This window comes from Paenibacillus sp. 102, from assembly GCF_039549175.1.
Taxonomy (GTDB): Bacteria; Bacillota; Bacilli; order Bacillales; family Bacillaceae_G; genus Bacillus_A.
Map to the genome: position 1 here is coordinate 36327 of NZ_JBCGHT010000004.1, position 25919 is coordinate 62245.

The 25919-nt window shown below is 35.6% G+C and carries 30 protein-coding genes and 2 pseudogenes; 9 read left to right on the top strand and 23 right to left on the bottom strand.

The features are described 5' to 3' along the window. Positions 1–8: 8 nt before the first annotated feature. Entirely contained in the window at positions 9–392 is a 384-nt protein-coding gene (locus AAIE21_RS12270; RefSeq protein WP_343267041.1) for a VOC family protein, read from the bottom strand. Positions 393–699: 307 nt separating this feature from the next. On the opposite strand from AAIE21_RS12270, the gene AAIE21_RS12275 reads away from it, so the two are divergent. Continuing rightward, positions 700–945, top strand: coding sequence for a DNA alkylation repair protein (locus tag AAIE21_RS12275; RefSeq protein WP_343267042.1), 246 nt, complete (start codon positions 700–702; stop codon positions 943–945). 78 nt (positions 946–1023) lie between these two features. On the opposite strand, the gene AAIE21_RS12280 is transcribed toward AAIE21_RS12275, so the two are convergent. The 3 genes from AAIE21_RS12280 to AAIE21_RS12290 are packed head-to-tail and all read right to left on the bottom strand — an operon-like array spanning position 1024 to position 2310. Continuing rightward, positions 1024–1404 carry a Ger(x)C family spore germination C-terminal domain-containing protein gene (locus AAIE21_RS12280; RefSeq protein WP_481858679.1) on the bottom strand — a complete coding sequence of 127 codons (381 nt, stop codon included), beginning with the start codon at positions 1402–1404 and terminating at the stop codon, positions 1024–1026. A gap of 47 nt (positions 1405–1451) precedes the next feature. Further along, positions 1452–1985: a DUF2812 domain-containing protein gene (locus tag AAIE21_RS12285; RefSeq protein WP_343267044.1), complete on the bottom strand. Its 534-nt coding sequence runs from the start codon at positions 1983–1985 to the stop codon at positions 1452–1454. A gap of 1 nt (position 1986) precedes the next feature. Next, positions 1987–2310, bottom strand: coding sequence for a PadR family transcriptional regulator (locus tag AAIE21_RS12290; RefSeq protein ID WP_343267045.1), 324 nt, complete (start codon positions 2308–2310; stop codon positions 1987–1989). Positions 2311–2527: 217 nt separating this feature from the next. Here AAIE21_RS12290 and AAIE21_RS12295 point away from each other — a divergent pair, with 217 nt between their 5' ends. From AAIE21_RS12295 to AAIE21_RS12305, 3 genes are read left to right on the top strand one after another with little or no spacing between them, the layout of a single operon-like run. Further along, a complete protein-coding gene (locus tag AAIE21_RS12295; protein WP_343267046.1) occupies positions 2528–3457 on the top strand; it encodes an AAA family ATPase in 930 nt (309 codons plus the stop codon). Then, the gene (locus AAIE21_RS12300) at positions 3454–4617 is read left to right on the top strand and encodes a DUF58 domain-containing protein (protein WP_343267047.1); all 1164 of its coding nucleotides are present in this window, start codon (positions 3454–3456) and stop codon (positions 4615–4617) included. Before AAIE21_RS12295 ends, AAIE21_RS12300 begins: the two co-directional genes overlap by 4 nt. Next, on the top strand, positions 4592–5695 hold the full coding sequence (locus AAIE21_RS12305) for a DUF4018 domain-containing protein (RefSeq protein WP_343267048.1): 1104 nt from the start codon (positions 4592–4594) through the stop codon (positions 5693–5695). The genes AAIE21_RS12300 and AAIE21_RS12305 overlap by 26 nt, the downstream gene beginning before the upstream one ends. Before the next feature lie 47 nt (positions 5696–5742). Here the strand turns inward: AAIE21_RS12305 and AAIE21_RS12310 are convergent, their stop codons facing one another. The 14 genes from AAIE21_RS12310 to AAIE21_RS12375 form a co-directional block, all read right to left on the bottom strand. Next, positions 5743–6036 (bottom strand): putative quinol monooxygenase, encoded by a 294-nt coding sequence (locus AAIE21_RS12310; RefSeq protein WP_343267049.1) that lies wholly within the window; start codon positions 6034–6036, stop codon positions 5743–5745. A 25-nt stretch (positions 6037–6061) separates the two neighbouring features. Then, complete coding sequence (locus tag AAIE21_RS12315; RefSeq protein ID WP_000073327.1) at positions 6062–6700, bottom strand: nitroreductase family protein; 639 nt, start codon at positions 6698–6700, stop codon at positions 6062–6064. Between the two features lie 29 nt (positions 6701–6729). Then, the gene (locus tag AAIE21_RS12320) at positions 6730–7158 is read right to left on the bottom strand and encodes a MarR family winged helix-turn-helix transcriptional regulator (protein ID WP_343267050.1); all 429 of its coding nucleotides are present in this window, start codon (positions 7156–7158) and stop codon (positions 6730–6732) included. Positions 7159–7335: 177 nt separating this feature from the next. Beyond that, on the bottom strand, positions 7336–7710 hold the full coding sequence (locus AAIE21_RS12325) for a TetR-like C-terminal domain-containing protein (RefSeq protein ID WP_343267051.1): 375 nt from the start codon (positions 7708–7710) through the stop codon (positions 7336–7338). Positions 7711–7991: 281 nt separating this feature from the next. After that, complete coding sequence (locus AAIE21_RS12330) at positions 7992–8612, bottom strand: IS200/IS605 family accessory protein TnpB-related protein (protein WP_343267052.1); 621 nt, start codon at positions 8610–8612, stop codon at positions 7992–7994. Then, a complete protein-coding gene (locus tag AAIE21_RS12335) occupies positions 8582–9658 on the bottom strand; it encodes an IS200/IS605 family accessory protein TnpB-related protein (RefSeq protein WP_343267053.1) in 1077 nt (358 codons plus the stop codon). Before AAIE21_RS12335 ends, AAIE21_RS12330 begins: the two co-directional genes overlap by 31 nt. Before the next feature lie 294 nt (positions 9659–9952). After that, entirely contained in the window at positions 9953–10939 is a 987-nt protein-coding gene (locus AAIE21_RS12340; RefSeq protein WP_343267054.1) for a DUF4003 domain-containing protein, read from the bottom strand. A 243-nt stretch (positions 10940–11182) separates the two neighbouring features. Then, positions 11183–11650 carry an NUDIX hydrolase gene (locus AAIE21_RS12345; RefSeq protein WP_343267055.1) on the bottom strand — a complete coding sequence of 156 codons (468 nt, stop codon included), beginning with the start codon at positions 11648–11650 and terminating at the stop codon, positions 11183–11185. Positions 11651–11681: 31 nt separating this feature from the next. Beyond that, entirely contained in the window at positions 11682–13151 is a 1470-nt protein-coding gene (locus AAIE21_RS12350; RefSeq protein WP_343267056.1) for a serine hydrolase domain-containing protein, read from the bottom strand. Between the two features lie 8 nt (positions 13152–13159). Continuing rightward, the gene (locus AAIE21_RS12355; protein ID WP_343267057.1) at positions 13160–13672 is read right to left on the bottom strand and encodes a hypothetical protein; all 513 of its coding nucleotides are present in this window, start codon (positions 13670–13672) and stop codon (positions 13160–13162) included. Further along, positions 13669–14010 (bottom strand): PadR family transcriptional regulator, encoded by a 342-nt coding sequence (locus AAIE21_RS12360; RefSeq protein WP_343267058.1) that lies wholly within the window; start codon positions 14008–14010, stop codon positions 13669–13671. The genes AAIE21_RS12355 and AAIE21_RS12360 overlap by 4 nt, the downstream gene beginning before the upstream one ends. Before the next feature lie 231 nt (positions 14011–14241). After that, positions 14242–15279: an SDR family oxidoreductase gene (locus tag AAIE21_RS12365; protein WP_343267059.1), complete on the bottom strand. Its 1038-nt coding sequence runs from the start codon at positions 15277–15279 to the stop codon at positions 14242–14244. A gap of 763 nt (positions 15280–16042) precedes the next feature. Next, positions 16043–16294 (bottom strand): hypothetical protein, encoded by a 252-nt coding sequence (locus AAIE21_RS12370; RefSeq protein WP_343267060.1) that lies wholly within the window; start codon positions 16292–16294, stop codon positions 16043–16045. 28 nt (positions 16295–16322) lie between these two features. Further along, positions 16323–16586, bottom strand: a complete 264-nt coding sequence (locus AAIE21_RS12375) for a hypothetical protein (protein ID WP_343267061.1) — start codon at positions 16584–16586, stop codon at positions 16323–16325. 100 nt (positions 16587–16686) lie between these two features. Between AAIE21_RS12375 and AAIE21_RS12380 the strand changes: the two are divergent. Beyond that, positions 16687–16887 (top strand): annotated as a pseudogene (locus AAIE21_RS12380) (IS1595 family transposase); the annotation flags it as partial. 207 nt (positions 16888–17094) lie between these two features. On the opposite strand, the gene AAIE21_RS12385 reads toward AAIE21_RS12380, so the two are convergent. Together AAIE21_RS12385 and AAIE21_RS12390 are read right to left on the bottom strand one after the other, a co-directional pair. Then, on the bottom strand, positions 17095–17517 hold the full coding sequence (locus tag AAIE21_RS12385; protein ID WP_343267062.1) for a SpoIIAA family protein: 423 nt from the start codon (positions 17515–17517) through the stop codon (positions 17095–17097). Between the two features lie 302 nt (positions 17518–17819). Then, positions 17820–18290 carry a GNAT family N-acetyltransferase gene (locus AAIE21_RS12390; RefSeq protein WP_343267063.1) on the bottom strand — a complete coding sequence of 157 codons (471 nt, stop codon included), beginning with the start codon at positions 18288–18290 and terminating at the stop codon, positions 17820–17822. A gap of 184 nt (positions 18291–18474) precedes the next feature. Here AAIE21_RS12390 and AAIE21_RS12395 point away from each other — a divergent pair, with 184 nt between their 5' ends. Together AAIE21_RS12395 and AAIE21_RS12400 are read left to right on the top strand one after the other, a co-directional pair. Continuing rightward, complete coding sequence (locus AAIE21_RS12395; protein ID WP_343267064.1) at positions 18475–19776, top strand: MFS transporter; 1302 nt, start codon at positions 18475–18477, stop codon at positions 19774–19776. Positions 19777–19830: 54 nt separating this feature from the next. Then, a complete protein-coding gene (locus AAIE21_RS12400) occupies positions 19831–20814 on the top strand; it encodes an ornithine cyclodeaminase family protein (RefSeq protein WP_343267065.1) in 984 nt (327 codons plus the stop codon). A 184-nt stretch (positions 20815–20998) separates the two neighbouring features. On the opposite strand, the gene AAIE21_RS12405 is transcribed toward AAIE21_RS12400, so the two are convergent. Then, a complete protein-coding gene (locus AAIE21_RS12405; RefSeq protein WP_343267066.1) occupies positions 20999–21400 on the bottom strand; it encodes a DUF3980 domain-containing protein in 402 nt (133 codons plus the stop codon). A 121-nt stretch (positions 21401–21521) separates the two neighbouring features. Between AAIE21_RS12405 and AAIE21_RS12410 the strand changes: the two are divergent. Beyond that, positions 21522–21970 (top strand): annotated as a pseudogene (locus tag AAIE21_RS12410) (NUDIX domain-containing protein). A 36-nt stretch (positions 21971–22006) separates the two neighbouring features. Here AAIE21_RS12410 and AAIE21_RS12415 read toward each other — a convergent pair. Then, entirely contained in the window at positions 22007–22918 is a 912-nt protein-coding gene (locus tag AAIE21_RS12415) for a DMT family transporter (protein WP_343267067.1), read from the bottom strand. A gap of 128 nt (positions 22919–23046) precedes the next feature. On the opposite strand from AAIE21_RS12415, the gene pdxR reads away from it, so the two are divergent. Continuing rightward, complete coding sequence (gene pdxR, locus AAIE21_RS12420; protein WP_343267068.1) at positions 23047–24507, top strand: MocR-like pyridoxine biosynthesis transcription factor PdxR; 1461 nt, start codon at positions 23047–23049, stop codon at positions 24505–24507. 140 nt (positions 24508–24647) lie between these two features. Here pdxR and AAIE21_RS12425 read toward each other — a convergent pair whose 3' ends face one another. After that, a complete protein-coding gene (locus tag AAIE21_RS12425; RefSeq protein WP_343267069.1) occupies positions 24648–25895 on the bottom strand; it encodes a DUF4153 domain-containing protein in 1248 nt (415 codons plus the stop codon). Positions 25896–25919 lie beyond the last annotated feature (24 nt).

Below are 25919 nucleotides of genomic sequence, written 5' to 3' on the forward strand. Positions count from 1 at the left end.
TTCTCCCTCTACTCTAATGAGCTGCAAATTTCGATGTAATTACCATCTGGATCAGACACATAAGCGATCGTCTGCCCCCATGGTTTCGTGATTGGCTCCACCAATACTTTTACACCTTGTTCTCTTAATTCCGAAATTGTTTCGTTCACATCCTCTACAACAAATCCAATTTCAAAATTAGAGGATTCTAATTCACCCTTTGGAATAGGTAATCCCGTTAACTCCCGTACGTCTTCTCTACTATTCAACGCTAAAATCGTCGCTCCCGTATCGAATTCAATGTATGTGCCATGTTCCCCTTTTATTGGTAAACGTAAAAGATCTTTATAAAATCGAAGACATTCTTCATACCGCTCTACATATAAAATGACATATTTCATTTTTAAGTTCATTGTAATCCCCCTTTCAAATTCTCTTCTAAAAATTCGACAAAGGATATAGAAAACCTTGTTTACAGTATTCATAATTGTAAACAAAAAAAGAAGACCGATTTCTCGGTCTCAAACATATTGGCATAAAACAGGAGATTGGTTTGGACATAACCAGCTCATACATTGATTATATTTTATTTTTTCTGAATTTTAAACATAACATTCGACGATTTATATTGAGAAACTTTTTGGCAGAAATCGTTAAACATAACTGCTTTTGAATAAATTTCTTTCTATAAAGAAATGCTACAAATGGAGGTGTATACATATGGAACCAATGCTTTGCCCAAACTGTAAAACAAACCGCACTCGCTTTAATATTCTTGAGCAACAAGTAAAGCCAGTAAAATTAAATCCACAAACAGGACAAGTTGAAGAAGAATATACAAACGAAACAATGAATGCTTTTCATATGAGCTATCAAGGCCCTACATACCGTGTGCAATGTGCTGTATGTGGTCTTGTTGAGAATCCTGAACAGTTTATTAAACTTGCGCAAAATCGATCATTTTAACTTTAGGAAACTCGATTCATCCTTTATAGTCCAAAAGGTAATATAAAATACTTCATTACCTTTTGGATTATTTATCAATTACTCACTTTTAACTGCTTCACTCATCTCTTCATATCGCTTTCTTACCTTCTCTTGAAATTGACTATATGCAACTTCCACTTGTTTTTCTTGTTTCTCAACTAAATCATTTACCCTTTTCTCTATTTCTTCTGCTAATTCTTGACTGATTTTCTTATTTTTATATAAAGTTGTAACTGTGTGTTTCATAGCAATCTGAACACTACAACTCTTTTTGAAACCAATAAAAAAACGCCACTTGTTTTCCAAGTAACGTTTTTTCATTCTCCATATCTTCTTAAAACTTACTGTAAAAATACTTTCCCCTTCAATACAAATAATCGAATAAGTAAAAGTAAATCTACTATGATATGTAGTAGCATGGATGGATCCAATGGTCACATACAATCAATGAAATGAAACTTTACTTTGTTTTGAAACCGCGTCGTTCACAAAACTTCTTTTTTAAATTTTCGTATCTTCCAAAATAACCTTATCAATACATATACATCTATACACCCACAAAGCCCTAGAATAATTTTCATCCAAATGGGACTATTGACCGAAGGCCCTAAGTAATTCAAATACATACCTGGTATCATAAGAGCAAAGATAAGCGCAAAGAATCTCATTAAATCCATCATTTTTTCAATCTTCGTTTCTTTTTCCGAATAAATATCAGGTAATTCATTATCATCATCTACTTCTTTGCAAAAATAATGCCACTTCGTAAAGCTTGTGACATGCTTCCAGCCAGACATTTCATATATTTCAATGTATTCTTTTTGATTCATTTGTGAATTTCGATTATCTAATTTGAAATCTGCTTTATAAACAACATCCTTCGGCTCCGTTTTCTTAAAGGTATACATAAAATTATATTTCTGGAATGCCCAGCCCTTTTGATGCATTTCTCTTAAATAGGCCTCTTCTTTTTCTAGGTTCCACGCCGCAAAAAATTTTAACGTCTTCTTAACTTCCATGTTACATCCCCTCTTCTAACATATTTCTTCCATTTCGAACAGAACGTTGTAACCTTTTAAATTCAAGTTCTAACACTTCTCTACCAATTGGAGTTAATACATAACACTTCTTTCTATCTGTAGACGCTACTTCAACAATTAGTTTTTCTTTCAATAGCTTTGTCGTGTTCCCATATAACGTACCGGGTCCGAGTTTTACTTCCCCATTCGTCATTTCTTCCACCATTTGCATAATCCCATATCCATGCATTGGCTTTACTAATGACAATAAAATATAATACGTTGCCTCTGTTAATGGAATATATTTCTGTGCTTTCACACTCATTATAACTACCTCCGATGCATCGACATACGATATATCGACTTACGATACATCGTATGTCGATATTATATAGCGTATTCCAAATAAATACAACTAAAAAGAAGTTACTTTTGAAGAATTTGATATTTACCTTATACAAAAATATTATTATACTAATTTTCAGAAAAATTTGTTAAAATATAACAAATACACTTGTCTACGTTTTGAAAGGATGATACATATGATACATAAATTAAAAGAAAATATAAGTTCAGTTTTTGTTGGAAAAGAAAACGTGGTTGATTTACTCCTTGTTTCATTACTTGCAGATGGTCATGTGTTACTTGAGGATGTGCCCGGAACTGGTAAAACATTACTCGCTAAGACAATTGCAAAAAGTATTGGCGGCGGGTTTTCTCGTGTTCAATTCACTCCCGATGTGCTTCCAAGTGACGTGACAGGAATCGAATATTTCAATCCTAAAACGAGTGAATTTGAATTAAGATTTGGACCAGTTATGACAAATATATTGCTAGCAGATGAAATAAACCGAGCTATGCCTAGAACACAATCTAGTTTATTAGAAGCAATGGAAGAGCGCCAAGTGACCCTCGAAAAGCAGTCCACACCTCTTCCTAAACCGTTCTTTGTCATTGCAACGCAAAATCCAATTGAATCACAAGGGACTTTTCCTCTTCCAGATGCACAGCTAGATCGTTTTTTAATGACCATTTCTATTGGCTATCCTTCTCCAGAAGATGAATTAAAAATGATGCGCCGTTTTCGAAATAACAAGCCTTTAGATAACATTCGTTCCGTTATCACTTTAGAAGAAATTTTACAAGTACAACAAAAGGTAAAAGAAATACACGTATCCGAACCGATAGAGCACTATATCATTCAACTTGCCAACGCTTCGCGTGATCATGATTATATCGCCAACGGTGTCAGTCCACGCGCAACACTTGCCTTAGTCAGGGCGGTACAAGCATTAGCCTTTTTACATGGTCGTGAATACTGTACGCCTGAAGATATACAATTCTTACTTCCTTACGTATGGAAACATCGTCTCATTTTATCAATGGAAGGTGCACTGCGAACAACAAAACAAAAGTTAATTGAAAGTATTTTGACTGAAGTAGACGTTCCGGTGGAGATTGAGCAAGCATGAATTATACACGTATTGTAACCGTTCCATTATTTTTCCAGCATCATATTATTAAATTAACAATCCCAGTCGCTTTATTTCTAGCGTTCTATGTAACAAATTCATATTTAGTTGTCCCATTTTTGTTTTATTATTTATTTGCTTATTTTATTTATCGTTATACAGCTTACATAGATAAGCATTTTCAAATTATCGATAAAAAACAAACAACACGCTTATTTCCTGATGAAACAGGAAGTTTATCAGTTCATTTACAGAACAATGCAAAACTTCCTTTAGTGAATGGAGCTTGCTTTTTACATATCAATCCAGCCTTAATACCAAATAAGACAACTGGTGTTGAGCAAATATCTAAAACTTTATTTTCTTTTCGCTTTTCACAGCCTGCAAAGTCAGAACAAAAATGGGAGCTATCGTTTACAGCTACAAAGCGTGGTGTTTTTAAGGTTGAGCAATTTGAATGTATTATAGGTGACCCATTTCATATCATTCAAGTTCATCTGCCTACTGTAGATAAATTGAAGACTGAAATTATCGTTTACCCTACTTTAAAGCGTGTTGCAGGGTTACAAGAGATACATCAATTGGCAATCGGTACTTATAAAACAAACTTTTCTTATTTTCATGATGAATCTTCCATTGTTGGTATAAAGAAATATGAAAGAGAATCTTTTCGAAGTATTCATTGGAAAGCATCTGCTAAAATGCAAACTTTACAAGCAAAACAATATGAAGCGATAAAAAATTATAGTTGGACCATATCTCTTTACTTAGGAGCAAATCGCGGATTTGGCTGGAGAGAAAATATTGAAGATCTTATTTCTTACACATCTTATTTGTGTCAGTTCGCAACTGAAAGACAAATTCCCTTTGAATTGTTTGTTAGTATTTTTACAGAAGACGGCCCCTTATACCTTGTATTAAATGACGGTCACTTACACTATGCAAAAGCATTAGAAGAGCTTGCTCGTATTTCCGAGGACAGTACATTGCTTCCTCGTGAAAGCTTCCTTCACTATTTGGATAGAAAAAAAGAACGCTCTTCCATTCTATTCTTTATAGGAATACGAAAAGAGGACGTACCAAATATGAAGCAACAAATGTATCTGATTACGGATGAAGGGATGGTGGAACAACTTGAAAACATGGCTCCATTACGTTAACGATTTTCTTCTCTTACTCCTTCTTTCACTATTAACGGAGCAAGGAAGAACGATTTCCATCATCCTATTTTTAATCATTAGCTTTCTTTGTACGATTCCCATTCATAAAATGAAGACCAATAAACGAAGAGCTTTCATTTTACTATTTATTCTACAAGTTATACTTTGTTACGTATTTTCTATCTTTTCTATTGTTAGCTCTATCTTACTTCCGTTCTTCTTTTACATCATACATGCAAGGGATGACATAACAGCATACCATAAAATGCTAGGTGCCTTTTTATGGTTCGTTGTTTCTTATTTTCTTCATTTAATGAAGTTACCTTCTCTATGGGTACTAGGCTTATTCACTTTATTTATTCTACTGTCACTTTGGATTACAAGTTATAATAAAGATCAAAAAGTAATTCGTTTTTTATCTATCACAGCCATCGGAACAGTCTGTTTTCTATTCTTCTTATCTATTCCGTATATGCGTATCGTACTTTCGTATCTTTTCTACTGGGTATCACTTGTTTTTGGCTATGGTATTGAAGCTTTATTATCTATTACAAATCCAAATGATGCTACAGACGCAATAGAAAAGCTTGGGGGATCAACTACAGAGATTCCCCCGCCTGAAAGAGAATATGATCCTTTTATCGCTCAATCCGTTACTGCTTCTATCATTGGAATCATCGCTATATTTGTAATTTGGAAGCTGTATAAAAAGAGGAAATCTTTTCATCTCGGGAATATATCCTTTTATAACCCTGGTACAGTTATTCAAGAGGAAGGTATACTGCAAAAAGCAACCAGATTGACGCGCCCACCAACGAACGCCATTCGCAAAGAAATTTTTAAACTAGAAAAGAAATTAAAACCACCTTTAAACAGAAACCGCGGTGAAACGGTTGACGCATGGATGGAGCGAATTCAGACAGAGGAAGATGTCTCTATTGAAGTGGATACGATTATAAAAGCTTACAATACTGTACGATATGCTGATCAGGAGAACACTGAACTTTTCGGTGAATTTAAAGAAGAAGTAAATAAACTTTACGCCTATCAAAAAACATTGAAAAAGAAGAAAAAATAAAATACCCCCTCGAGGGCTCTATGTTAGAGTAATCGAGGGGGTATTTATCATTTTACTAGTTGTCCATCATAAACCTTAATATCTAACGGAGCCGTTAAAAATTGATTCGCTTTTTTAACAAAAGAAGTAAAGTGTTCACTTGTATTGTGACTAGCAACTGCTTCTGCATCTTGCCAAACCTCTACCATTGTATACACACTTTCTTTTTCAGTATCTTTATATAAATTGTATGATACGTTTCCACTTTCTTCTCTTGAAGCACGAATTAACGGCCTAATTTCTTCTATAAATGCTTGTTGTTTTGCTGGGGCTACTTGAAATACTGCGTGAATAATGATCATGGTACTTCCCCTCTCCTATTTAAAATTACTTCCACTGAGCAATTTTATCGATTGGAAGACGAACCGATTGGTATCCACTATCAGCTGCTTTTCCAATTGAAATTAGCATAACTGGTACATAACGATCTTTCTCTAAACCGAAAGCTTCTGCGATTTGATCTTTTTCAAAGCCGCCAATTGGACATGTATCATATCCATGCGCACGAGCCGCTAACATAAGCTGCATAGATGCAAGACCACCATCAATTAAAACTGTATCTCTCATCACTTCTGGTGAAACCATAGAGAAATACGCAGAAAGCTTTTGCATTTGATCTTCTTTCACTTCTGCTGGCATAAGCCCACGTTCAACTGCTGTGCCATAAATCTCTTCCGCATTATCAAAGTTTTGTAAATCACCAAATACAGCGATCATTGCTGAAGATGTTTCTACTTGAAGTTGATTAAATTTCGCAAGCGGCGCAAGTGTTGCTTTTCCTTCCTCACTATCAATCACAAGGAAACGCCAAGGCTGCATGTTTACTGAAGATGGCGCAAGCGTTGCTTCAGTTAAGATTTCTGTCATTTCTTCTTTGCTAATTTTCACAGTTGTATCGTATTTACGAATTGAACGACGTCCTGTTAAAATTTCTGTAAAATCATTAATTTTTGTTACGTTACTCATAGATGTAATCTCCCTTTTTCATTTTATATTTAGACTTCTTGTATGTTTTCTTCAATGCGATTTAACATATTTAAAAGGTTATCGCACTCTTCTTCACTTAAACCTTTTAAAGCAGTCGCTGCAAAGCGCTCTTTCTCTTCTTGAAAGGCATGAACTTTATTTCGTCCATCTTTCGTAAGAGAAACTAAAGTAACCCTGTTATCATCTGGATTTTTACGTCTTGTAATCATTCCATTTTCTTCAAGTTGCTTTAAATGTCTTGTAACCGCAGCATTATCAATATTCACTTCTTGTTGAAGTGCTTTTTGACTAATTTCATCAACCTCATATAGCTGAAGTATAAGCTCCAGCCTAGATTGACTCATACCTGTACAACCTTCAAACTTCGAACTTACTTCTTTATTAAGAAAGTGTATTTTATATAAAATAATCGCTTCCTTTGAACATGAATTAGTCAATGTACTCCTCCTTTGCAAAGGTATTACACAATTAATTGACATATCAATGATTGATACATCAATTAATATACCCAATTAAAATTTAAAATGCAACCCTTTTGTTTATTTATTTTTTGCTGACATAAAAAAATAAAACCTCTTTCCTTTTACAAAGAGGTTTTATTCATTCTGCTCAAATTATAAATTTCTCTCTAACAATATTCCCACCTGCTCCGCAACGACACGAGATGGTTCATTTAATTCATTCGTGAAATACGATTCTACGATTCCTACAATCGCTACTCCTAAGAATTGAATAATAATCTCTTTACTTAACCCTTGATTTTTCCCTTCGTTTACATTTACTTCATCTTTTAACTCTTCGATGACAAATTCAAGGAACCGACTACGAAAATAAGATGCTCCTTTACTTTTTAACATTGTTGAAAAGAATGAATAATTACTTTCAAGGTATTCAAACCATATCACATTCGCATCTATAAAATCCAAATCCGATGACGATGCACAGATTTTTTCTAGCTCGTTAATGTGTTCTTCAGTGAACTTATCCATTGAACTACCCCCACCTACCTCTAAACGAGCTTGAGGTGGGGGATTCTCCTGCTTCTGCTCGGACAAAAACAGTTCCCCTCGTTCAACAAAGAGGATACAACGATATAGAAGTCCGGTAGTGTCCCTAAGACAACCTATCCTATCTCCCGAGGAAAACAAAACAGGTACAGCTACCTTTTTCTTATATCGAGGCGTAGAACACCTTGTCATGCGTCCAGTTCCTAGACTTTTTTTATCTGCTCTGGTAATAAGCGTAAAAATCTGGGACAAAGTGTTCTTTTTTATGATACAAATAATTTTGCTAGCTTTTTCTTTTCACTTTCAAACAAGTGTAACCGTTTGATTTGTAAGGCTTCTTTTGGTTGATTCACATCGTATAGCTGATAGAAATGATGTGTGCGAATATCCAATCGATTGTGTAATTGATGCCAATGATTCCAGTGATGTGCGTCTTTCTTTGGAATATAAGGCTGCAGTACCTGGGGCACTTTTTCTTTATACCTTAGCCCACGGCGTCCAATCGTAAAAGCTGCGGATTGATGAATAGAGATGCCGAATTTCCGCATATATTTCATCTTTCCGGAAATCGAAGTGTAAGCGGGATTCACTTGAAAGACAGCCACGCCCCTTTTATCTGCACGACTGCGGATCGCACTTGTCATCTTCTCATAAGCGAACATGCTCTTCATTCGATTCGCTCGTTTGTTTCCATAACGATCCCCTGTTTTTGATTGGGTTGTATCTAACTTCTCTATTACAATCGGCTTATTATACCGCTCCGCTAAGTCGACTAAGCGAATGGCTTCCCCTTCGATGATTTTTGTGATTTGTCCTGTGGATTTACCCATGATAGAAAAACGAAGAGAACCACTTAATTCCCATCCTTTGTTACATTTGCCCAAGCAAAATGTTCGAGATTACAATCTACACCCATCACGCCATCTGATGTACTGTAATTCGTTTGTGGATTTTCCGGTACCTCGACTAAGCATTTCACAATATAATACGAACCATAGTCTTCCACAGACCACGCAATCGGTTTGCCCTGCTTTTTCTTATTCTTACACTGTAATTGGGTTGTGATGACTTCTTCAATGACTTCTTGTCCATACGGAAATGTAACAGAGGGAAACTGAAGTGTTTTTCCAGAGCTTATCGTCATCCATAATTCCTTTGTCTCAGGCATATACTGAAACACAAAATTCCCATATTTAGCATCTTTCCGGCCAGATAATATCAGTTGTTTATTTCGAGCACGAGAAAATACTGTTTTCCATTTGTCGTGGTTACGTACAAACTCACGGGTGGTAAATTGAGACCGAAACAGTTTTTTGCTTCCAAATACTGCGCTTGGAATATGCGTTTTATAGGATGTAAGTTTCTGGGTTAAACGGTATTGTCTGTGGTTTAAAAGGCCGATTTTCGCCTGAATTCTTTTGATTTGAACATCTAAGTATTGGTGCTCAAATAGATATTCACTCAGCCAAATTAAGGTATCTTTTTTGCGGGATAAGGAGATGAGGTTGTTGCGCTTCGCAAAGCGGGCGTTTTTTGGAAACGTCAGCTTTCCTTTCACACAACTTTGTTTGATTGTACGAAGATTTGTTAGTTTTGTCCGTTCTTGTTTTAACTTTTTCTTGAGTTTCTTAAGCTTCTCTTGTGTTTGTTTCTCATATAGTTTTTGTAACTCCATTAAGCTTGTAAACAACGCCTTTGCTTCTTGCACCGCACTGTTTGCATAGTAATCATTCAATTGATAGTTCCGCTTGAGAACTAGGTGAAGACTATCTGTATGCATCTTACGGTTCCAACGTTTTTCCCGAACAATCGTTTGAAATGCAAATCGTTTCGCTCGATTAAATGTTTCGATTGTCTGTGTGACTACATCTACCATCTCATGGGGTAAATCTGTTTTATAGATTCGTTTCGAAAAATAAGCTCTCTTCACCTGTTTTCACCTCATTTTATTTGATAAGGTCATTATACAACAAAACAAACATACGTTCTACAAAAAAGAGATCTTTTCTTTAAAAAGAAAAAACCGATTCATCCCCCACCTTCACTTCGTTTAGAGGAGGGGTCTTCTCGGTTAAAATGATAAAATAGAGGATCACGTTGAAACAAAAAATCACTTATCAACAGATAAGCGATTTTTTCGTAAAATAAGATGAATGTATGTAGCTCTTTTGGAAAATCTTAAGTATAGCGACAGTACGCTTGCATTCATACAGCAATTTGCACGTTATGAACCACTACTAGCAGAAGAGGCTGCTGCGGAAGAAGCGGTAATTGCTGCTATCATAGCTGCCTGCTGCGCTTGTATGAGGACCTCTATCATTGTTTGTAATCCTGTATTGGCAGCGTGACTTTCCGCACCTTTCTGACTTACGTACAATTGAATCGCAATCAGAATACTTACATCCGTATGCCAGCGGAATAACTTATCACCTTGCAATTTCTCAATAAATGCCTGAACAGAACGGACCTCTTTCTCTCCATCTTCAAGCAAAGCTAGTAGTCCAATTGCCGGATAATGCATCTGTTTCACCTTTACTTTTTCTTGCTTTAACGAATTCCATATGTTTATGTATCGCGCTACTAAAATATCTTCACTAACATCCTTCTTTAGAGAAAGAATATGACTCAAAAATTGAAGATCATTCCCTTTGCGCATGCCAGCTGCCGCCAACTTCTGATAGAGACGTTCCACTCGGTCCATAAGCGTTTCTACTTTCTCTTGTTGCCCTGCTAATAAAACAGCGAGCGGATAATCATTTTGTCCTGTAAGAAAGAAGTGATCCTCTTTCATACGTTTATATACTTGCATGGATCGCTGAATACGTGTATCATACTGCCCATTTTCTTCTGGTAAAAGTGCAGCTGCTGCCAGATAAGTGAATATACTTCTGCTAAAGCCACCAGCAACTAATCGTTCATATAAGTCTAGAAACTTCCGAAACGCTTCTTTGTAATGTGGAAAGTGAATATCTAATGTTGCCGCAACCACAAAGCGATGATAAGACTTTAAGTATGAAAACATTCCTACCTGATCTTTAATATAACTACTAATCTCTAAAAATCGTCCAAGATGAAATGGCTTATCACTGCCTGCATACATAGCGGCAATCATCATCCCTGTCCGAGAATCGCTCGTTTTCCACTTTAGTTCTCCCTTCAACTGTGCATATATGTGTATGTACTGCTCCAGCTTCTGCTCTAATGTAATCATAGTAGTCCCCCCATTTTTCTTGTGCTTCTCTTTTATCATACTATTATTCCATATTTAGGAATACTGTTTTTAATACAGACTTTGGAACCTTATACTTACCTTGGTATATTTCCCATAATTATCTATCGGTGTAATCTCATATGAATTAGAAAAGGGAATAGCTCTCATATTAGAAAAGGGAATAGCTCTCATATTAGAAAGTGTAATATGTCTATTGAACTCCCCCCGCCTTTCTCTCTCTTTTTATTCACTCCTAACAATATGTTCAATATGAATAGGCAAATCATTCACTTTATCCTTCAAAAAATCTGGTTTCAAGTTGTATTCACTTATATGCTCGAAAGGCACCCATTGAAATATATATCTTCTACCATCTTCTTCAAGAATGAAAGAATCCGCTCCTTTTGCAGGTTGCTCCAGTAAGTTTACTTCATAATAAAAACTAATTTCATGAAATTGATGTTCATCATATGTAAAGAAAGTTTCAGCCATCCAAAGCAACCTTTTCACATCCACATCTACTCCAAGTTCTTCCCTAAGTTCTCTCTTCACCGCCGCTTCACTACTTTCTAGCATCTGTACTCGTCCGCCCGGTACATACCAGAAATCTTCTCCTTCATTTTGAATCATTAACATTTTATTATTATGTATACATATTGCGCCGACTCGATAGTTGAAACACGTTTTTTCTGATTTGAATGTAAGATCCATTACGATGTCTCCCCTTTATGCGATTAGATATTTAACTGTTAAAATACTTCACTTGTAAATTTTGTTTAAAAGCGATGATGATAGAAAACAATCCATTAAGAGCAAAAAGAATAACTATTCCAATTGATAAATAAGCTAAATCTGGAGAAAACACATAAATCGCATGCCATGGAGAATCCGCACTATAAATGAGTGCCGGAATGATAGCAATTGATAACACGAAGAAAATAATGCCTGAAATGCACCATATACTTTTTTTATGAATTTTTTTGGATTTCACCTTTACCAACAAATAAACGAGCATTGCAAAAAGTAAGCATATCGTCCCCAGTGTAACCAATTGGACAATAGGAGTATTTGAAGGAATATCAACAGGTTTCTCTCCATTTATTATATTTATAATACCTTGCTTCAAATAGGAAAGCGCCTCTTCTTCTAGAATATGATTTTTATTGGTGAGGATCACACCACCCCAACCCGTTTCCGGTATAAAAAACATTTCTGCATGTGAATCAGGAGTCGAACCTGAATGCCATATCATTTTCTTCTCAGAATCTGGATTTGTAATTCTTACCCCTAATCCGTAGTAACGGGTTTCACCCGTTTGAACATGCGGTGATACATAAAGATTCATCATGTTTTCAGTTAAAAAATCGGCATTCTCTTGTCCACTAAGGAATTTTATATATTGAACCATATCTTCCGCACTTGCTGTTATGTATCCATATGGCGCACCGCCATTATCATATGTTATTGAACTTTTCCGAGGAATTCCAAACCATGACTGATAGCCAGCTAAATATCCTTTTTTATACGCCGAATCATTATCAGCTGCTGCATTCTTCATACCTAATGGTAAAAAAACCTCTTGCTTCATGTAGTCAGAATATGTTTGATTGGTAACTTCTTCAATAAGAGCACCGAGAATTACGAAATTTGCATTACTGTATTGATGTTTTTTTCCAGGTGGAGCAGTAAGCACAACATTTGATAGACTTTCCACATTATCTTTTATAGCATTAACATCTTTAGATTCTTTATCTGATATTGATAAACCAGAATACGTACTGATTCCACTTGAATGAGAAAGTAAATGCTTAATTGTTATTTTCGATGCTGCTTCTTTATCTTTCAGTGTAAACCATGGGATGTACTTTTGAACTGGATCTTCAAGGTGAACTTTACCTTCTTCCATTAATTTCATTATAGCTAAACCTGTTAATGATTTACTTATCGATCCTATAGTAAAGGGAGTTTTAGTAGTGACTTTTTCTTCGGTTTCTCCCGTTCCCCCCCATGCTTTAGAATAAAAAATATCATTTTCATGAACAATCGCAATTGAGGCTCCTGGAATTCGATGTTCTTTTAAAAAAGTTTCAACGTAGCTGTCTATCGTATTCTTAATATCTTTTTCTGCGGAGACTTTCGAAGCTGGTAGAAATAAAATAACTACATTCCATAATAAGCATATAAAAATGATCATGAATTTTAGTATTTTCATATTAAATTTCACCTGCTTATATTTACTTTTCGTATATAAAACACTACTAGCATGGAAATTAGTGCAGAAATAGAAATGCTAGTCATCATTAACAGAGAGTTCCACCAAGAGTTATCTGCTATCTGATACAAAATATTATAGTCAAACGAATTATTAGTATGCAGTGGGTTAAATGATTCTGTTAAAAACATAGATAGTAGAAGTTGTGAAATGAGGTAGGTAACAATTGAAGTAAAGAATCCAATCACAAATAAAATGCCTGTTCTATTTTTTGATTTTCGTATCTGTTTTATTTCAGAATGAAGATCAATTTCATTCATTTCTAAAAAATCTTTGATAAATGTTGTTGTATCCCCTAAATCATTTATACTATTTTGGCCGTGTTCACGACATTCTTGTATATGCTCTAAAAGTTGCTGCTTAATGATTTTTCTGTTCTTTGAACTTATTTTGTATTGTTTTAACTCTTCGAGAATTTCGTTTAAAAATTGTGTTTCCTCCTTGCTCAATTTCATGTTCATTCTAACTGTTCTCCTTTCAAACCACTTTGCAGTAGGGATTTTATATCCTGTTGTAACTCCAACCACTCGTTGATTTTTTTCTGAAGATACATTTCCCCTTTTTCATTAATTTCATAATAAACTCTAACCTTACCACTTTCCGTCATTTCGCGGTAAGTATGAACCCATTCTTGATCTTTAAGCTTAGTCAAAATGGGATAAATGCTTCCTACTCCTTTCAGTTTTAAATTGTGTCTTTCTAACTCCTTCATAATTTCATATCCATAACTTTTTCCCTTTGACAAAATAGATAACACACACATCTCTAAATGACCTTTAATTAAACTTGTTCTGTCCATAGGATAAATTTAACAAAAATATATACTTCATTCAAGTATATGTTTAGAATTTTTTAACTTTTCTTAATAAAAATTACATTCATTTGGTTTTAAATCCCGAAACACGTAAAACCCCGTCTAATTTTAGGACGGGGCAAAAGTGAATCTTTTAAATATAATTTTTATTACACGAACATATCAGATTTTGGGAACTCCTAATTTAGAAGAGACGATTTCCTAAATACACCCTCATCACATTTTCTCCTTCTGAAACCAAAACTCTAACAATTCCTGTTCCCTCTCTCTTGATATCCCTGCCTTTCGCTCTATACCTTTCCTCGTCTGCTCCCATTGATACACATCATAAATAGTATCTTCAATAGGCCTGAAAGAAAGACCAGCATTAACTGCTTTTTCTATACTGATGAAAAAACCACCTTTCCACGGTTCTGTTTCTCCTTCTAACGGGAAAGTTTCAGGAATCCATAACGGCATCTCCGTCCATGGCTGTACTTTATTTTCCAGTAGAAATTGTTCTTCTGCCCATACAAATTCGGCATCGCTGTTTGTTACTGCTTTACAAGTATTTAATAATTCTTCTATCGTCAATTCATCATTCGGCCCTGTTACATTAAACGTGCCTACTTTTCTCTTTTCTGCCATATCGAACGCCCAAGTTGCTACATCTTTTACGTCAATCAATTGAACAGGACGGTCTGAACGCCCTGGCACCATTACCTTTCCCCCTTGCGCTACACGCCCAACCCAGTACGGGAGTCGGTCTGTATAGTCAAATGGTCCAACGAGAAGCCCTGCTCTTATATGCAAAACACGCCCCGGCCAATGCTTTTCTGCTTCTTCCTCACATAAAACTTTCAGCGCTCCATAATACTCATAAGGTGAGATTTCCCCTTCCTCAATTGCTTTCAACTTATCACTAGGCGGCAGAGGCTGTAAATGATAGTCTTCCTTAATATGAAGTGGAATCCAATCTTTATAAGTAGAGATACTTGATACAAAAGTATAATGTTCGATGTTGTCTCCAAGTACAGCAGCAATTTTTTTCATTTGGTGGGGAGCAAATCCACATGTATCCATTACAACATCCCATTTTCGATTTTCTAAAACTGATACATCACTGTCTCTATTGCCGATTAGCTGCTCTACTTCAGGAAATACCTCTTTATTTGTGCCACGATTCAATAATGTAACTTCATGCCCTCTTTTCAACGCTTCTTCTACCAAAGCTCTTCCTAAAAAACGGGTACCTCCTAATATAAGGACCTTCATAATTTTCCCCCATTCATTTTAATAGCCTATCGAATTAGTATTCATCTTATATAACGATTTTCCTACTTAAAAAGTTACGGGGAGGATGAAAAATTAATGCTGTTTTATTCATGAACTGTAAACAGATGATGTTATTTTTGTTCAACTAACAGTGCAGTTTGATTGAACAAGAACTAGAGCTAATTTCATACAATAATGAACATAAAGAATTATATTAGCTTCATTGAAATCAATTTTAAAAAAGTGATATTAATAGTACTTATTCGGTACTGAAAAATGAAGTCGAAAAAGATATGGAGAAGAATTCCCTTGTAGTTGAACGAGGAGGAGAAAATTATAACGTCATGGTGCGAGTACTTAAATTTTCCGAGAAGGACACAGATCGTTTCGATAAACTGATATCAAAACGATCTGTGTATTAGATGATAACTCTACCATGCACAGAAGAATACATTATTGTGACAAATTAACATCATCACTATCTTCCTTTATTATTTAACAGTACTCCAACCGTCCATCCCCTTCATATGCCATGCACGTACTTAAGGAAGGGCGCTTCTGCTCGAAGTACTGTTACATCTGTTAAAGTAATAAAATTTCGAGAACACCTTTATTCTCCTATAATAAAAAAATAATCCTTATTACTTGAACAAATCAAATATCCGTTATTATTTTGTATTTTTATGATATTTCTATACAATGAGTGTATCGTTTTAGCTTCAATATATTTACCAGATACGATATAACCTTCTGTTAAATATGATCAAATGAGAAACCCGTTTTCTCTCTTATCACATTGGTAATCCAAACTAAAAATTGGTGTTTTATTTTCTACTAGAAAATCCTGGTTTATAGAATCATAATGCCCTTCTAACAATGCATGAACATTTAATCCAAGTCCGCATTTCCTCATATCCATATATACTTTACCGTGGTTATATTTATCAACATCCCGATCAAGTACTCTTGCAACTTGATTAAAAGCGGTGTTGATTCCAATTTCTAAATAATTCATATTACTCACCTGCCAACTGTTTCTATTATCAATTTTCTTGGATAATACGGTAATCGCAGCTTTTTGTATTAATAATATAAGTCTCTTTCCCATCGAACTTGTATGATTCATCCACAACTTTATCAATTTCATTCATAGGAATATATATTCCTGTCACTTCTTGTGTATCTGTTACCCAAGAAAGTATGACTCCCAGTTCCCCATAGTCTCGTGCATTAAAATGATTTCCTACTACTTCTTGATGTACTGAAAATTCTTTTGTATCAAAATAAAACATCCCCTTTTGAATCACTACCCTTTTTTTAAAAAGGCTCTTTTCTGAAATATTGTTGCTATTAGAGAGCCTGTGATATAACAGATCAGAACATTCGTTTGCAGGGAGCTGACTCACAATGAACTGGCAATCTGTATACGGCGATTTTAGTGATTTAACAAAGTCTGAGCAACATTCTTTGTTTCAGGCTATTAGAGATACGCTATTTCCAGAGCCAAAAGATGATATTGCTAATATGGTTGGAGAAATTCGGGAAGTTCGTTTTAGCAAAGGTTTAGCTTGCATTCACTGTGGAAGTGTCGGCATCAAACGAAATGGATGGAACGCTTTAATGGCGTGGCTACGAAGTATATAGACAACTATTTGTTTTGGTTTCGTTTTTTAGAATTGCACAAGCAATTGGACAAGAATCTACGAAGAAAAACAATGGTGTTGGAAGCTTGTAAACAAGTGAATTTTATGACAACAGCAATATTACGGGCATAAAAAAACCAGTTGATTGAGAGCAACTGGTTCAATAAAGGTTTTATATTGGATATTCATTCAACCAAATAAATGCTTGTTCATAATTATCAAAAAATTTTACAGATTCTTTTGTATTGGATTGTTGTAAATAATTCATTATCTCCCCTTCTTCAAGGAGAAACGCAATTGCCTTGCTGTGATTCAAAATGGTTTCATTAAAGAACTTATCTTTCCATGCTTTTTGAACAGAAAAATGATCTGGGGTGTATCCTTTTCTATCCACCAACAATTTGTATTTCCGACCCTCGGAAATGAATTGCTGACAAACCTGCTCGAAGCCATAAAACCATTCATTAACATCATCTGTTTTAATCTTGCCAATTAGATGGGTAACAATTAAATCTCCTGAAACTGTTGTGCTGATATTCTGTTTACTCAACTTGGAATCATCTCCCTTAGTTACAATTATGCGTAAAAATCTCATAAAATCAATAAGGATAAAACTCTTACACAATAAAGCAACATTATTTACGAAAAGAGCCTTTAAAAAACTTTCTCTGCTTTAAATGAAATTCAATCGGTACGTGTTTACAACCTTTTTCATCATCAAATATACTTTCTATTAATTCACTAAGCATATACAATTCCCCTTTTTCTACTATTACATCTTCAATTCGCTGAAATAACTTTATTCATTGCTACATAGCGAGAGTATTTCATTATCTTTGTATACAACTTTTTAAAGTTATACAACAATATGTCACATAGGAAATGATATATAGTAATTTACACCCTCTTCACAAACAAAACCCTACTCCCTCCATCGCCATCATAATTTGTATGTACAGATACTCCATCCACTTCCTCATCACCTGTTTCAATTTCAAATCCAATTTCTTGATGGAATTGAATAGACCTTTTATTCACGGGTGATGTTACAGCTTTTACAAGATGACGATTATTCACGCGTACCGCATCAAAAAAATAAGAATAGAGCGCAGAAGCAATTCCCTTTCTTCTATGCTTTGGGTTTACCCCGATGAAATGTACATATGCCTCATCTTTATATGTTTGCGATAAGAATCCACATAAAAAACCTAACATCTCTCCACCCTCTTCAATGACAAAACTCGTTTCTTGAAAATGAATGAAGAATAACTTTGGTAGCATATCCGCCATATTTCTTCCGTCCCACCATTCGTTCAGCACAGAATGAATCAGGACATAATCTTCCCCTTGTATGTTTCTTACTATCATTTTCTTTTCCTCCCGTCCTAGTATTCCCGAGTTGATTCCGTACGTACATACAATCTGAAAGCACACTCTATATTATTTGCTACAAACAATCTCGCTTCCTCTAATCTGAATTTTTTGACAAATAAAAGTATTTTTTGTAAGATATTTAAATAATTAGAATATTAAAAACATAAGAGGTGAACAAATGAAACAACAAAGTTCTGTCCAGAGAAAAGCACTCATTGCTAGTTTAATTGGTAGCTCTATTGAATGGTTTGATTTTTTCTTATATGGAACTGCTGCTGCACTTGTATTTAACAAATTGTTTTTTGTAAACGAAGATCCCCTTGTTGCACTCATGCTTTCTTATCTTTCTTTTGGTATTCCATTTTTTATCCGTCCACTTGGAGGGATTATCTTTAGTCATATCGGTGACAAAATTGGAAGAAAAAAGACACTTGTGTTAACCCTATCTCTGATGGGAGGAGCGACAGTATGTATTGGCTTACTTCCCTCCTATGAAAGTATCGGTATACTAGCTCCAATTCTTTTAATATTACTAAGAATTATCCAAGGATTAGGAATTGGTGGCGAATGGGGTGGTGCTTTACTATTAGCAGTCGAATACGCACCGAAAGATAAAAAGGGATTTTTTGGTAGCATCCCGCAAACAGGTGTTACAATTGGGATGTTACTTGGAACTGCGGCGATCTCTTTCATGACAATGATTTCTGGTGATAGCTTTGTAACGTGGGGATGGCGAGTTCCGTTTATTCTTAGTGCGGTACTCGTATTCATAGGATTATGGATTCGAAATGGATTAGATGAAACACCTGATTTCAAAAAGGCAAAAGAAAGCGGAAATATTTCCAAACTACCTATTGCCGACACATTACGTCATCACTGGAAATCAGTGCTTATTGCTACAGGCGCAAAGGTAGCGGAAACAGGTCCCTTCTATATTTTTTCGACATTCATTGTTTCCTATGGAACATCACAACTGAAATTACCGAATACGACTGTTTTAAATGCCGTTACAATCGCTATGCTCATTACTACTATTATGATTCCGATTATGGGAAAACTTTCAGATTCAATTGGAAGAAAGAAAATGTACATATGGGGTACTGTTGCGATTCTCTTATACGCGTTTCCCTATTTCTTACTACTAAACCAAGGAACAACTTTCTCTATCATTATCGCAACTGTTATCGGTTTAGGTATTTTATGGGCACCTGTCACAGCTGTATTAGGTACATTATTCTCTGAAATTTTTTCCACTCAAGTTCGCTATACTGGCGTTACGTTAGGTTATCAATTAGGCGCTGCATTAGCTGGCGGGACAGCACCGATGATTGCTGCTTATTTAATGAATATTTATAACAATTCGTGGATTCCAGTAGCGTTATACATTGTGCTTACTTGCTGCATTTCCTTAATTGCGATTGCGGCGGTTTCAACGAAGCAAATTGCAGAGAATGTACAAAATCAAGATATACAAGCCTAATTAATCGGGGGATTTCTAGCTCCCCCTTTTCTATTCAAAGGGAGGATAATTGAAATGATTCATATTACAGAAGAAATGGTAAAAGACATTTATAAAATGAAAGATTGCTTGCAAGATGTAGAAAAAGCATTTCAATATTATATGAACAATGAAATTACAACACCTGTAAGACTGAATATACAACACTCTCAAGAAGAGGCAAACTCCCTTTATATGCCCTCTTATGTAGCTCCAATCGAATTTGCATCTACGAAAATCGTTAGTATCTTCCCTCAAAATACGCAAAAAAGAAAAAATGCACTACAGAGCTTAATCGTTTTAACCGAAACAAATACAGGCGATCACGTCGCGACGATTGAAGCATCTTATTTAACAACTCTTCGCACAGGAGCAATGAGCGGTATTGCAACAAATCATTTCGCGCGTCAAGATGCTAGTGTTTGCGCTGTCATTGGCTGCGGCGCTCAAGCACTCGGGCAAATACAAGCTGTAATGGAAGTTCGTTCTTTAACTCGTATTCTCCTTGTGAATCGAACATCGCAAAAAGCATTCGAATTTAAAAATCACTTACGCTCCTTATATCCGAATTGGAGTGGATCAATTGAGATTATAGAATCAGCCGATAATGCCGTTACGATGGCTGATATTGTAATTTGTAGTACAACTTCCACTACTCCTGTCTTTGATGGAAAATACCTCAAACCCGGTACTCATATTAATGGAATTGGTTCTTATCAACCTCATATGCAAGAACTTGATTTCACTACATTGCAGCGAAGTGATAAAATTATTGTAGATACACTAGAAGGTGTACAACACGAAGCTGGGGATTTCTTAATCGCAAATGAAAAAAATGAATGGGATTTTTCAAATATATATAGTGAGCTTGGAGATATTATTTTAGGACATAAACAAGGACGTTCAAACCCTGATGAAATTACCCTGTTCAAATCTGTTGGGGTTGCCTTTTTAGATACAGTGGTGGCTAGTTCAATTTATCAAAAATATACAGAAAAGTTACCGGTCAAATGGGAATGAAATAAAACAAATAAAAACCGCCTACTACAGGCGGTTTTCTCATACACTGTTATACCTCTAACTCCGCTATAATCGATCATGGTTTGTTTGCGTTATTCATGATTTGTATCCTCCTATTAATATAAGACACTCCCAAATAACACCTCTTACACATTCATTGTTTTTCGGGGGGAAATTTACGCCCTCACTTCATTTTCTCATAAATTTTAATAACCGTTTCTACTAAAACAATAAATACCCAAATCGCGCAAAAAATTAATACAGATTGAAATATAGCTCCTAGTACGATAAAGCCGGCTGCCCCAGATCCTTCGACAGATATAGATGTTTGAAATCCATTACTAGGTCCACTTATAAGAGAAACAGTATATACAGAAGCAAAAATTGAAACGACTAAATAAATAACGCTCATCACTTTTAATATTTTTATGGAAAGATATGAGGGTTCTTCTTTTGGCATTTCAAATTCCCCATTTTCTATCCCTTTTTGTAAACAATCTTCGCATAGAAACTCATCTTGAATCGCTTTTCCCCCATGCATCGTTCCAGTTATCTCTTTACAACGTGAACACTTTCGTTTTATCATGCTCGTCGCCTCCCCTATGTATGCCATTTATACTTACTATATTCGCTTTTTTTGCTGTATTACCTTTCATTTCCATATGTTTTCCACAATATATACTTATAATGATATGGAGGCTTTCACTATGAAAATACAACCAACTTTTGGTTATAAAAAGGAGAATCAGGACTCTATATTACGTCCTAGTTGCTATGCTGTTATCTTTAATAGCTATAAAACCAAAATAGCAATTATAAAAAAAGGAGAGCGATATTTCTTACCCAGAGGTGGTATGGAGCAAAATGAAACAAACGAGCTATGCCTACACCGTGAACTTGCAGAAGAGCTCGGTTGGGATATTGAAATTCAGCACTATATCGGCAATGCTGAGCAATACTTTTATGCTGAAAATGAAGATACATACTACTTAAATGACGGATATTTTTATATTTGTAAAAAAATGCAAACACAACATCATGATTCGGAACAAGACCATATTTTACATTGGCTCTCTCCCCTTCCGAAGCACAACATCTACTGATACACGAACATCAACAATGGGCTGTGAAGCAAGTTTTAGCATTACAAAAATAAGATGAGCTCCTTCCTAAGAAAGAGCTCATCTTAACATTAACTTACTTTTTTCAAATTGAGAGCCGGCTTTTTTACGGCTCCTTTTTTCACAACATATAATCCGACAAAGATAACGAACCCGCCGACTAATTGCATCATATTCATTCTTTCTCCAATTGTTACTGCGGCAATAATGACTGCAAATAGTGGTACGAGATACATATAAACCATTACTTTTGTAGAACCAATTTTACTGATGCCAACATACCACATAGCTAGCCCAAAGACTGTCGCAAATACAATGGAATAACCTAACGATCCCCAGCTTAATACATCCGCTGGCCACGTTAATGTATTTACGTTGAATAAACAATATATAACTAACGGCACAATTCCAATTAATGTAGACCAAGAAGTCACTCGCATTGCTGAATATTTTGTAATAAGCGGCTGTGCCAAAATCGGATACCAGCCCCATGCTATCGCAGCGACTAATCCAATTACGTTTCCTAACCAAGCATACTCATATGTAGATTGATTCGTATGTCCTGTCAATAATACAAGCGCTGCCCCGCTAAACGACAATAAAGAACCGATTTGGATTTTCATCGAAAAGCGTTCTTGTTTATGTAATACCGCCAAAATTCCTGTGAAAATTGGTGACATTGCAATTAATAACGAAGCATTTGTTGCTGAAGTGTATTTTACAGATAACATAAATAATGTTTGATAAAGTGTAGTGCCAACTATTCCAACGGCTAATAACCGTAGCCAGTCTTTTTTCTCAATACGTAACGATCGTTCCATAAAAAATGTAATTAGTAATAATACCGGAGATGCTACTAAAAATCGTAAGCTATTAAATTGAATGGATGACATATATGCCACTCCATATTTTCCAATTGTGTAATTTGCTCCCCATACTAAAGCAACTGATATTAGGAGCCATTCCATTTGCCATCGTTTCATCCGAATCTCCCCTTCCACTACTTTAGCATAGTAAAATTGGCTGGATACTACACCGTCCAATTGGCTGTTTTTTCACCCAGCCAATTTGCTATAATGAAGATAGTTAAAACATTAAGGAGTCGTTATATATGGAATGGCAGTTAGATACAGAAAGTAAAATCCCAATATACCAACAAGTTGTCGACTATATTGAAAGACGAATTATGTATGGAGAGCTTCCCCCTGGTAGCTTCCTTCCGTCAGAGCGAAAACTAGCAATCCAATTAAATGTGAACCGTAGTACTGTAACAACTGCTTATAATGAACTTCGCGCTATGGGAATCGTGGAAAGTACAACGGGTCGAGGCACACGTGTCAGTACACATATGTGGGGTGTTTCACCAACTTTCACACCTAACTGGAGAGGTTTCGTAGAAGGTGGTACATTTTTACCGAATTTACCACTGCTTCGTCATATTCGCGAACAAGTACAGCAAAATGAAACTATCATTGACTTTGCAAATGGTGAACTCGGCTGTAACTTATTCCCTCATGAGCAGTTGCAAGAAATTTTACATAAACAACCTTTAACACAGTCACTTAGCTATGATCATCCTCAAGGCTATCTTCCATTACGACAAGCGGCTGTGAACTATATGAAGGATTATTTAAACATTGAGGCAACAGAACAATCGATTATGATTACTTCTGGGGCACAACAAGCGCTCCATCTTATCGTTCAGTGTTTATTAAACCCAGGTGATGCAGTGGCATTTGAAAGTCCGTCGCATTGTTACTCATTACCGCTTTTCCAATCTGCAGGCATTCGTATTTTTCCATTGCCCGTTGATGAGCACGGCATTAACCCAGAAGATGTACAAGAACTATATCGGAAGCACCGAATTAAAATGATTTTTTTAAATCCGAACTTCCAAAATCCAACAGGTACAATGCTTCATCCAAATCGAAGAAAAAAATTGTTATCACTCTGTGCAGACTTGCGAATTCCCATCGTTGAGGACGATCCTTCTAGTTTACTAACGCTAGAAAATAAACAACCTTGCCCTACTTTGAAGTCTATCGATGAGAACGGCACTGTCATTTACGTTCATTCGTTATCCAAAATGATTGCACCAGGGCTTCGAATCGGCTGGCTTGTTGCCCCGCAGTCAGTTATAGAAAGATTGTCAGATGCACGCCATCAAATGGAGTTAGGAATGAGCATTTTTCCGCAGTGGCTTATGCAGCAATTTTTCGAGAACGTCCCTTTTCATACACATATGGAGCAATTGCGAAGACAACTAGCACAAAAAAGAGACATTCTTCTCGACTCCTTAAATAGCTATCTACAAGATACAATTTCTTTTTCAAACCCGAATGGTGGTATTTACATATGGGGAAAATTAAAAGAACCTATTAATGAAAAACAACTTATTATGCAAAGTCTAAAACAACAAGTAGCCTTCATGCCTGGTAGTATTTTCGGAGCAAAAGATGGTTACATTCGGTTATCGTATGGGAAAGTAGATATGAATCAAATAGATGAGGGAATCTTGCGTTTACATACCGCTATAACAACTTGTCTACAATCAAGTGATGATAAATTTTAATCAAACAATCTCCATAAACCCATATTATATGGGAAATAAGCCGATATTATGCAACTCTGTATAAAAAGCTGCATAATATCGGCTTTAAGGATTTTATACGTTATAGAAGATTAACTTTTCGTTACATTAACAGAGCCTTTCTAATTAAAAATTATAGGAAAAGTAAATGTAACGAAAGCTGCCCAAAGTCCATAGACCGGCAAATACTTAGTAACGGCATCTTGGATAGTTGAAGGTCCGGATTTGTTTTGTAAAAAACGTATATAGGAGAGCATAATCCAAATTAGATTTGCCCAGATAAGTATGTTTACTCCTAAAACAGCAAGTCTATTAGGCGTAATCCCATAAGAAGAAAGTCTGAACACGATGGCCGACAAAGCCACACTGTCAATGATAAGCGCAAGAACAATTAAGGTGAAATTTATATAATCTGAAATGTTCTTTTTCTTGTCTGCGTCGCTCTCGGTAATGGAAAATATGGTAACGGCCAATACACCAAGGAGTATTCCGTTGAAGACTATCAGGAAATTGCGGTCCAAGAATGGATTTTTCCCGACCCATATAACCGTTATAAGATAGATCAACAATGTGACCAGGACAAGAGGACTAAAAATTTTAGCTATATATGGTGTAATATTCTTAGCAAGTTTAAGATTCATTGATACTAGGTATGTAGCCACAATAGCGAGAGCGGCAGCACCGAATAAAACGACATTACTAAAATAGAAGTCTTCTATATCTAAGTCAACAAATCTAAATAACTGCATGGTTAATGCTGCTAGTACCATTCCGCTAACTGCCATACTGGCGTAGAGAATACAATATTCCAAATTAAATTTAATATAGGCTAGTCTTGTACTGCCTTTTGAATATTCATTTCCTGTAAATGCAAGCCCTACCAATACCCATAAGAATATGGGAAGGTGTAAATAAGCAAGGATAATACTGTCTTTATAATTTAATGGCAGCATATTAAGATAAAACCCGGAAATTAGGAACAACGCTACAAGGGAATAAATAACACTTTTTTTCGGAGTATTATTGTAAACAAAATAGGCAGCCATAAAGGGAATTACACCAAAAGCTAGGTTAATTGGAGCAATTGCTTCCTGTTCGACAAAATGGAAAATGATCCTGGTGCTTATCCCGGCCAGAATGGCTAAAATGCCCATGAATAAGAAACCTTTTTGAAGCAAGGAAGTTTTTTCTGTATTTGCCGTCTCATTGAAATGCAATCTTTCATACCAAACACCAAGAACCTGAGAATCAGGATTTTGTTCCCATGCGTGTGAGAATGACTTTTTAAAAGCTTTCGGGTCTTTTCTATACATTCTCTCCAGCTCATGAGGGTTAGCAATATTTTCAATAATCAAATTGTTAATGTCCATAGTTATACCTCCCCTAATAATTGT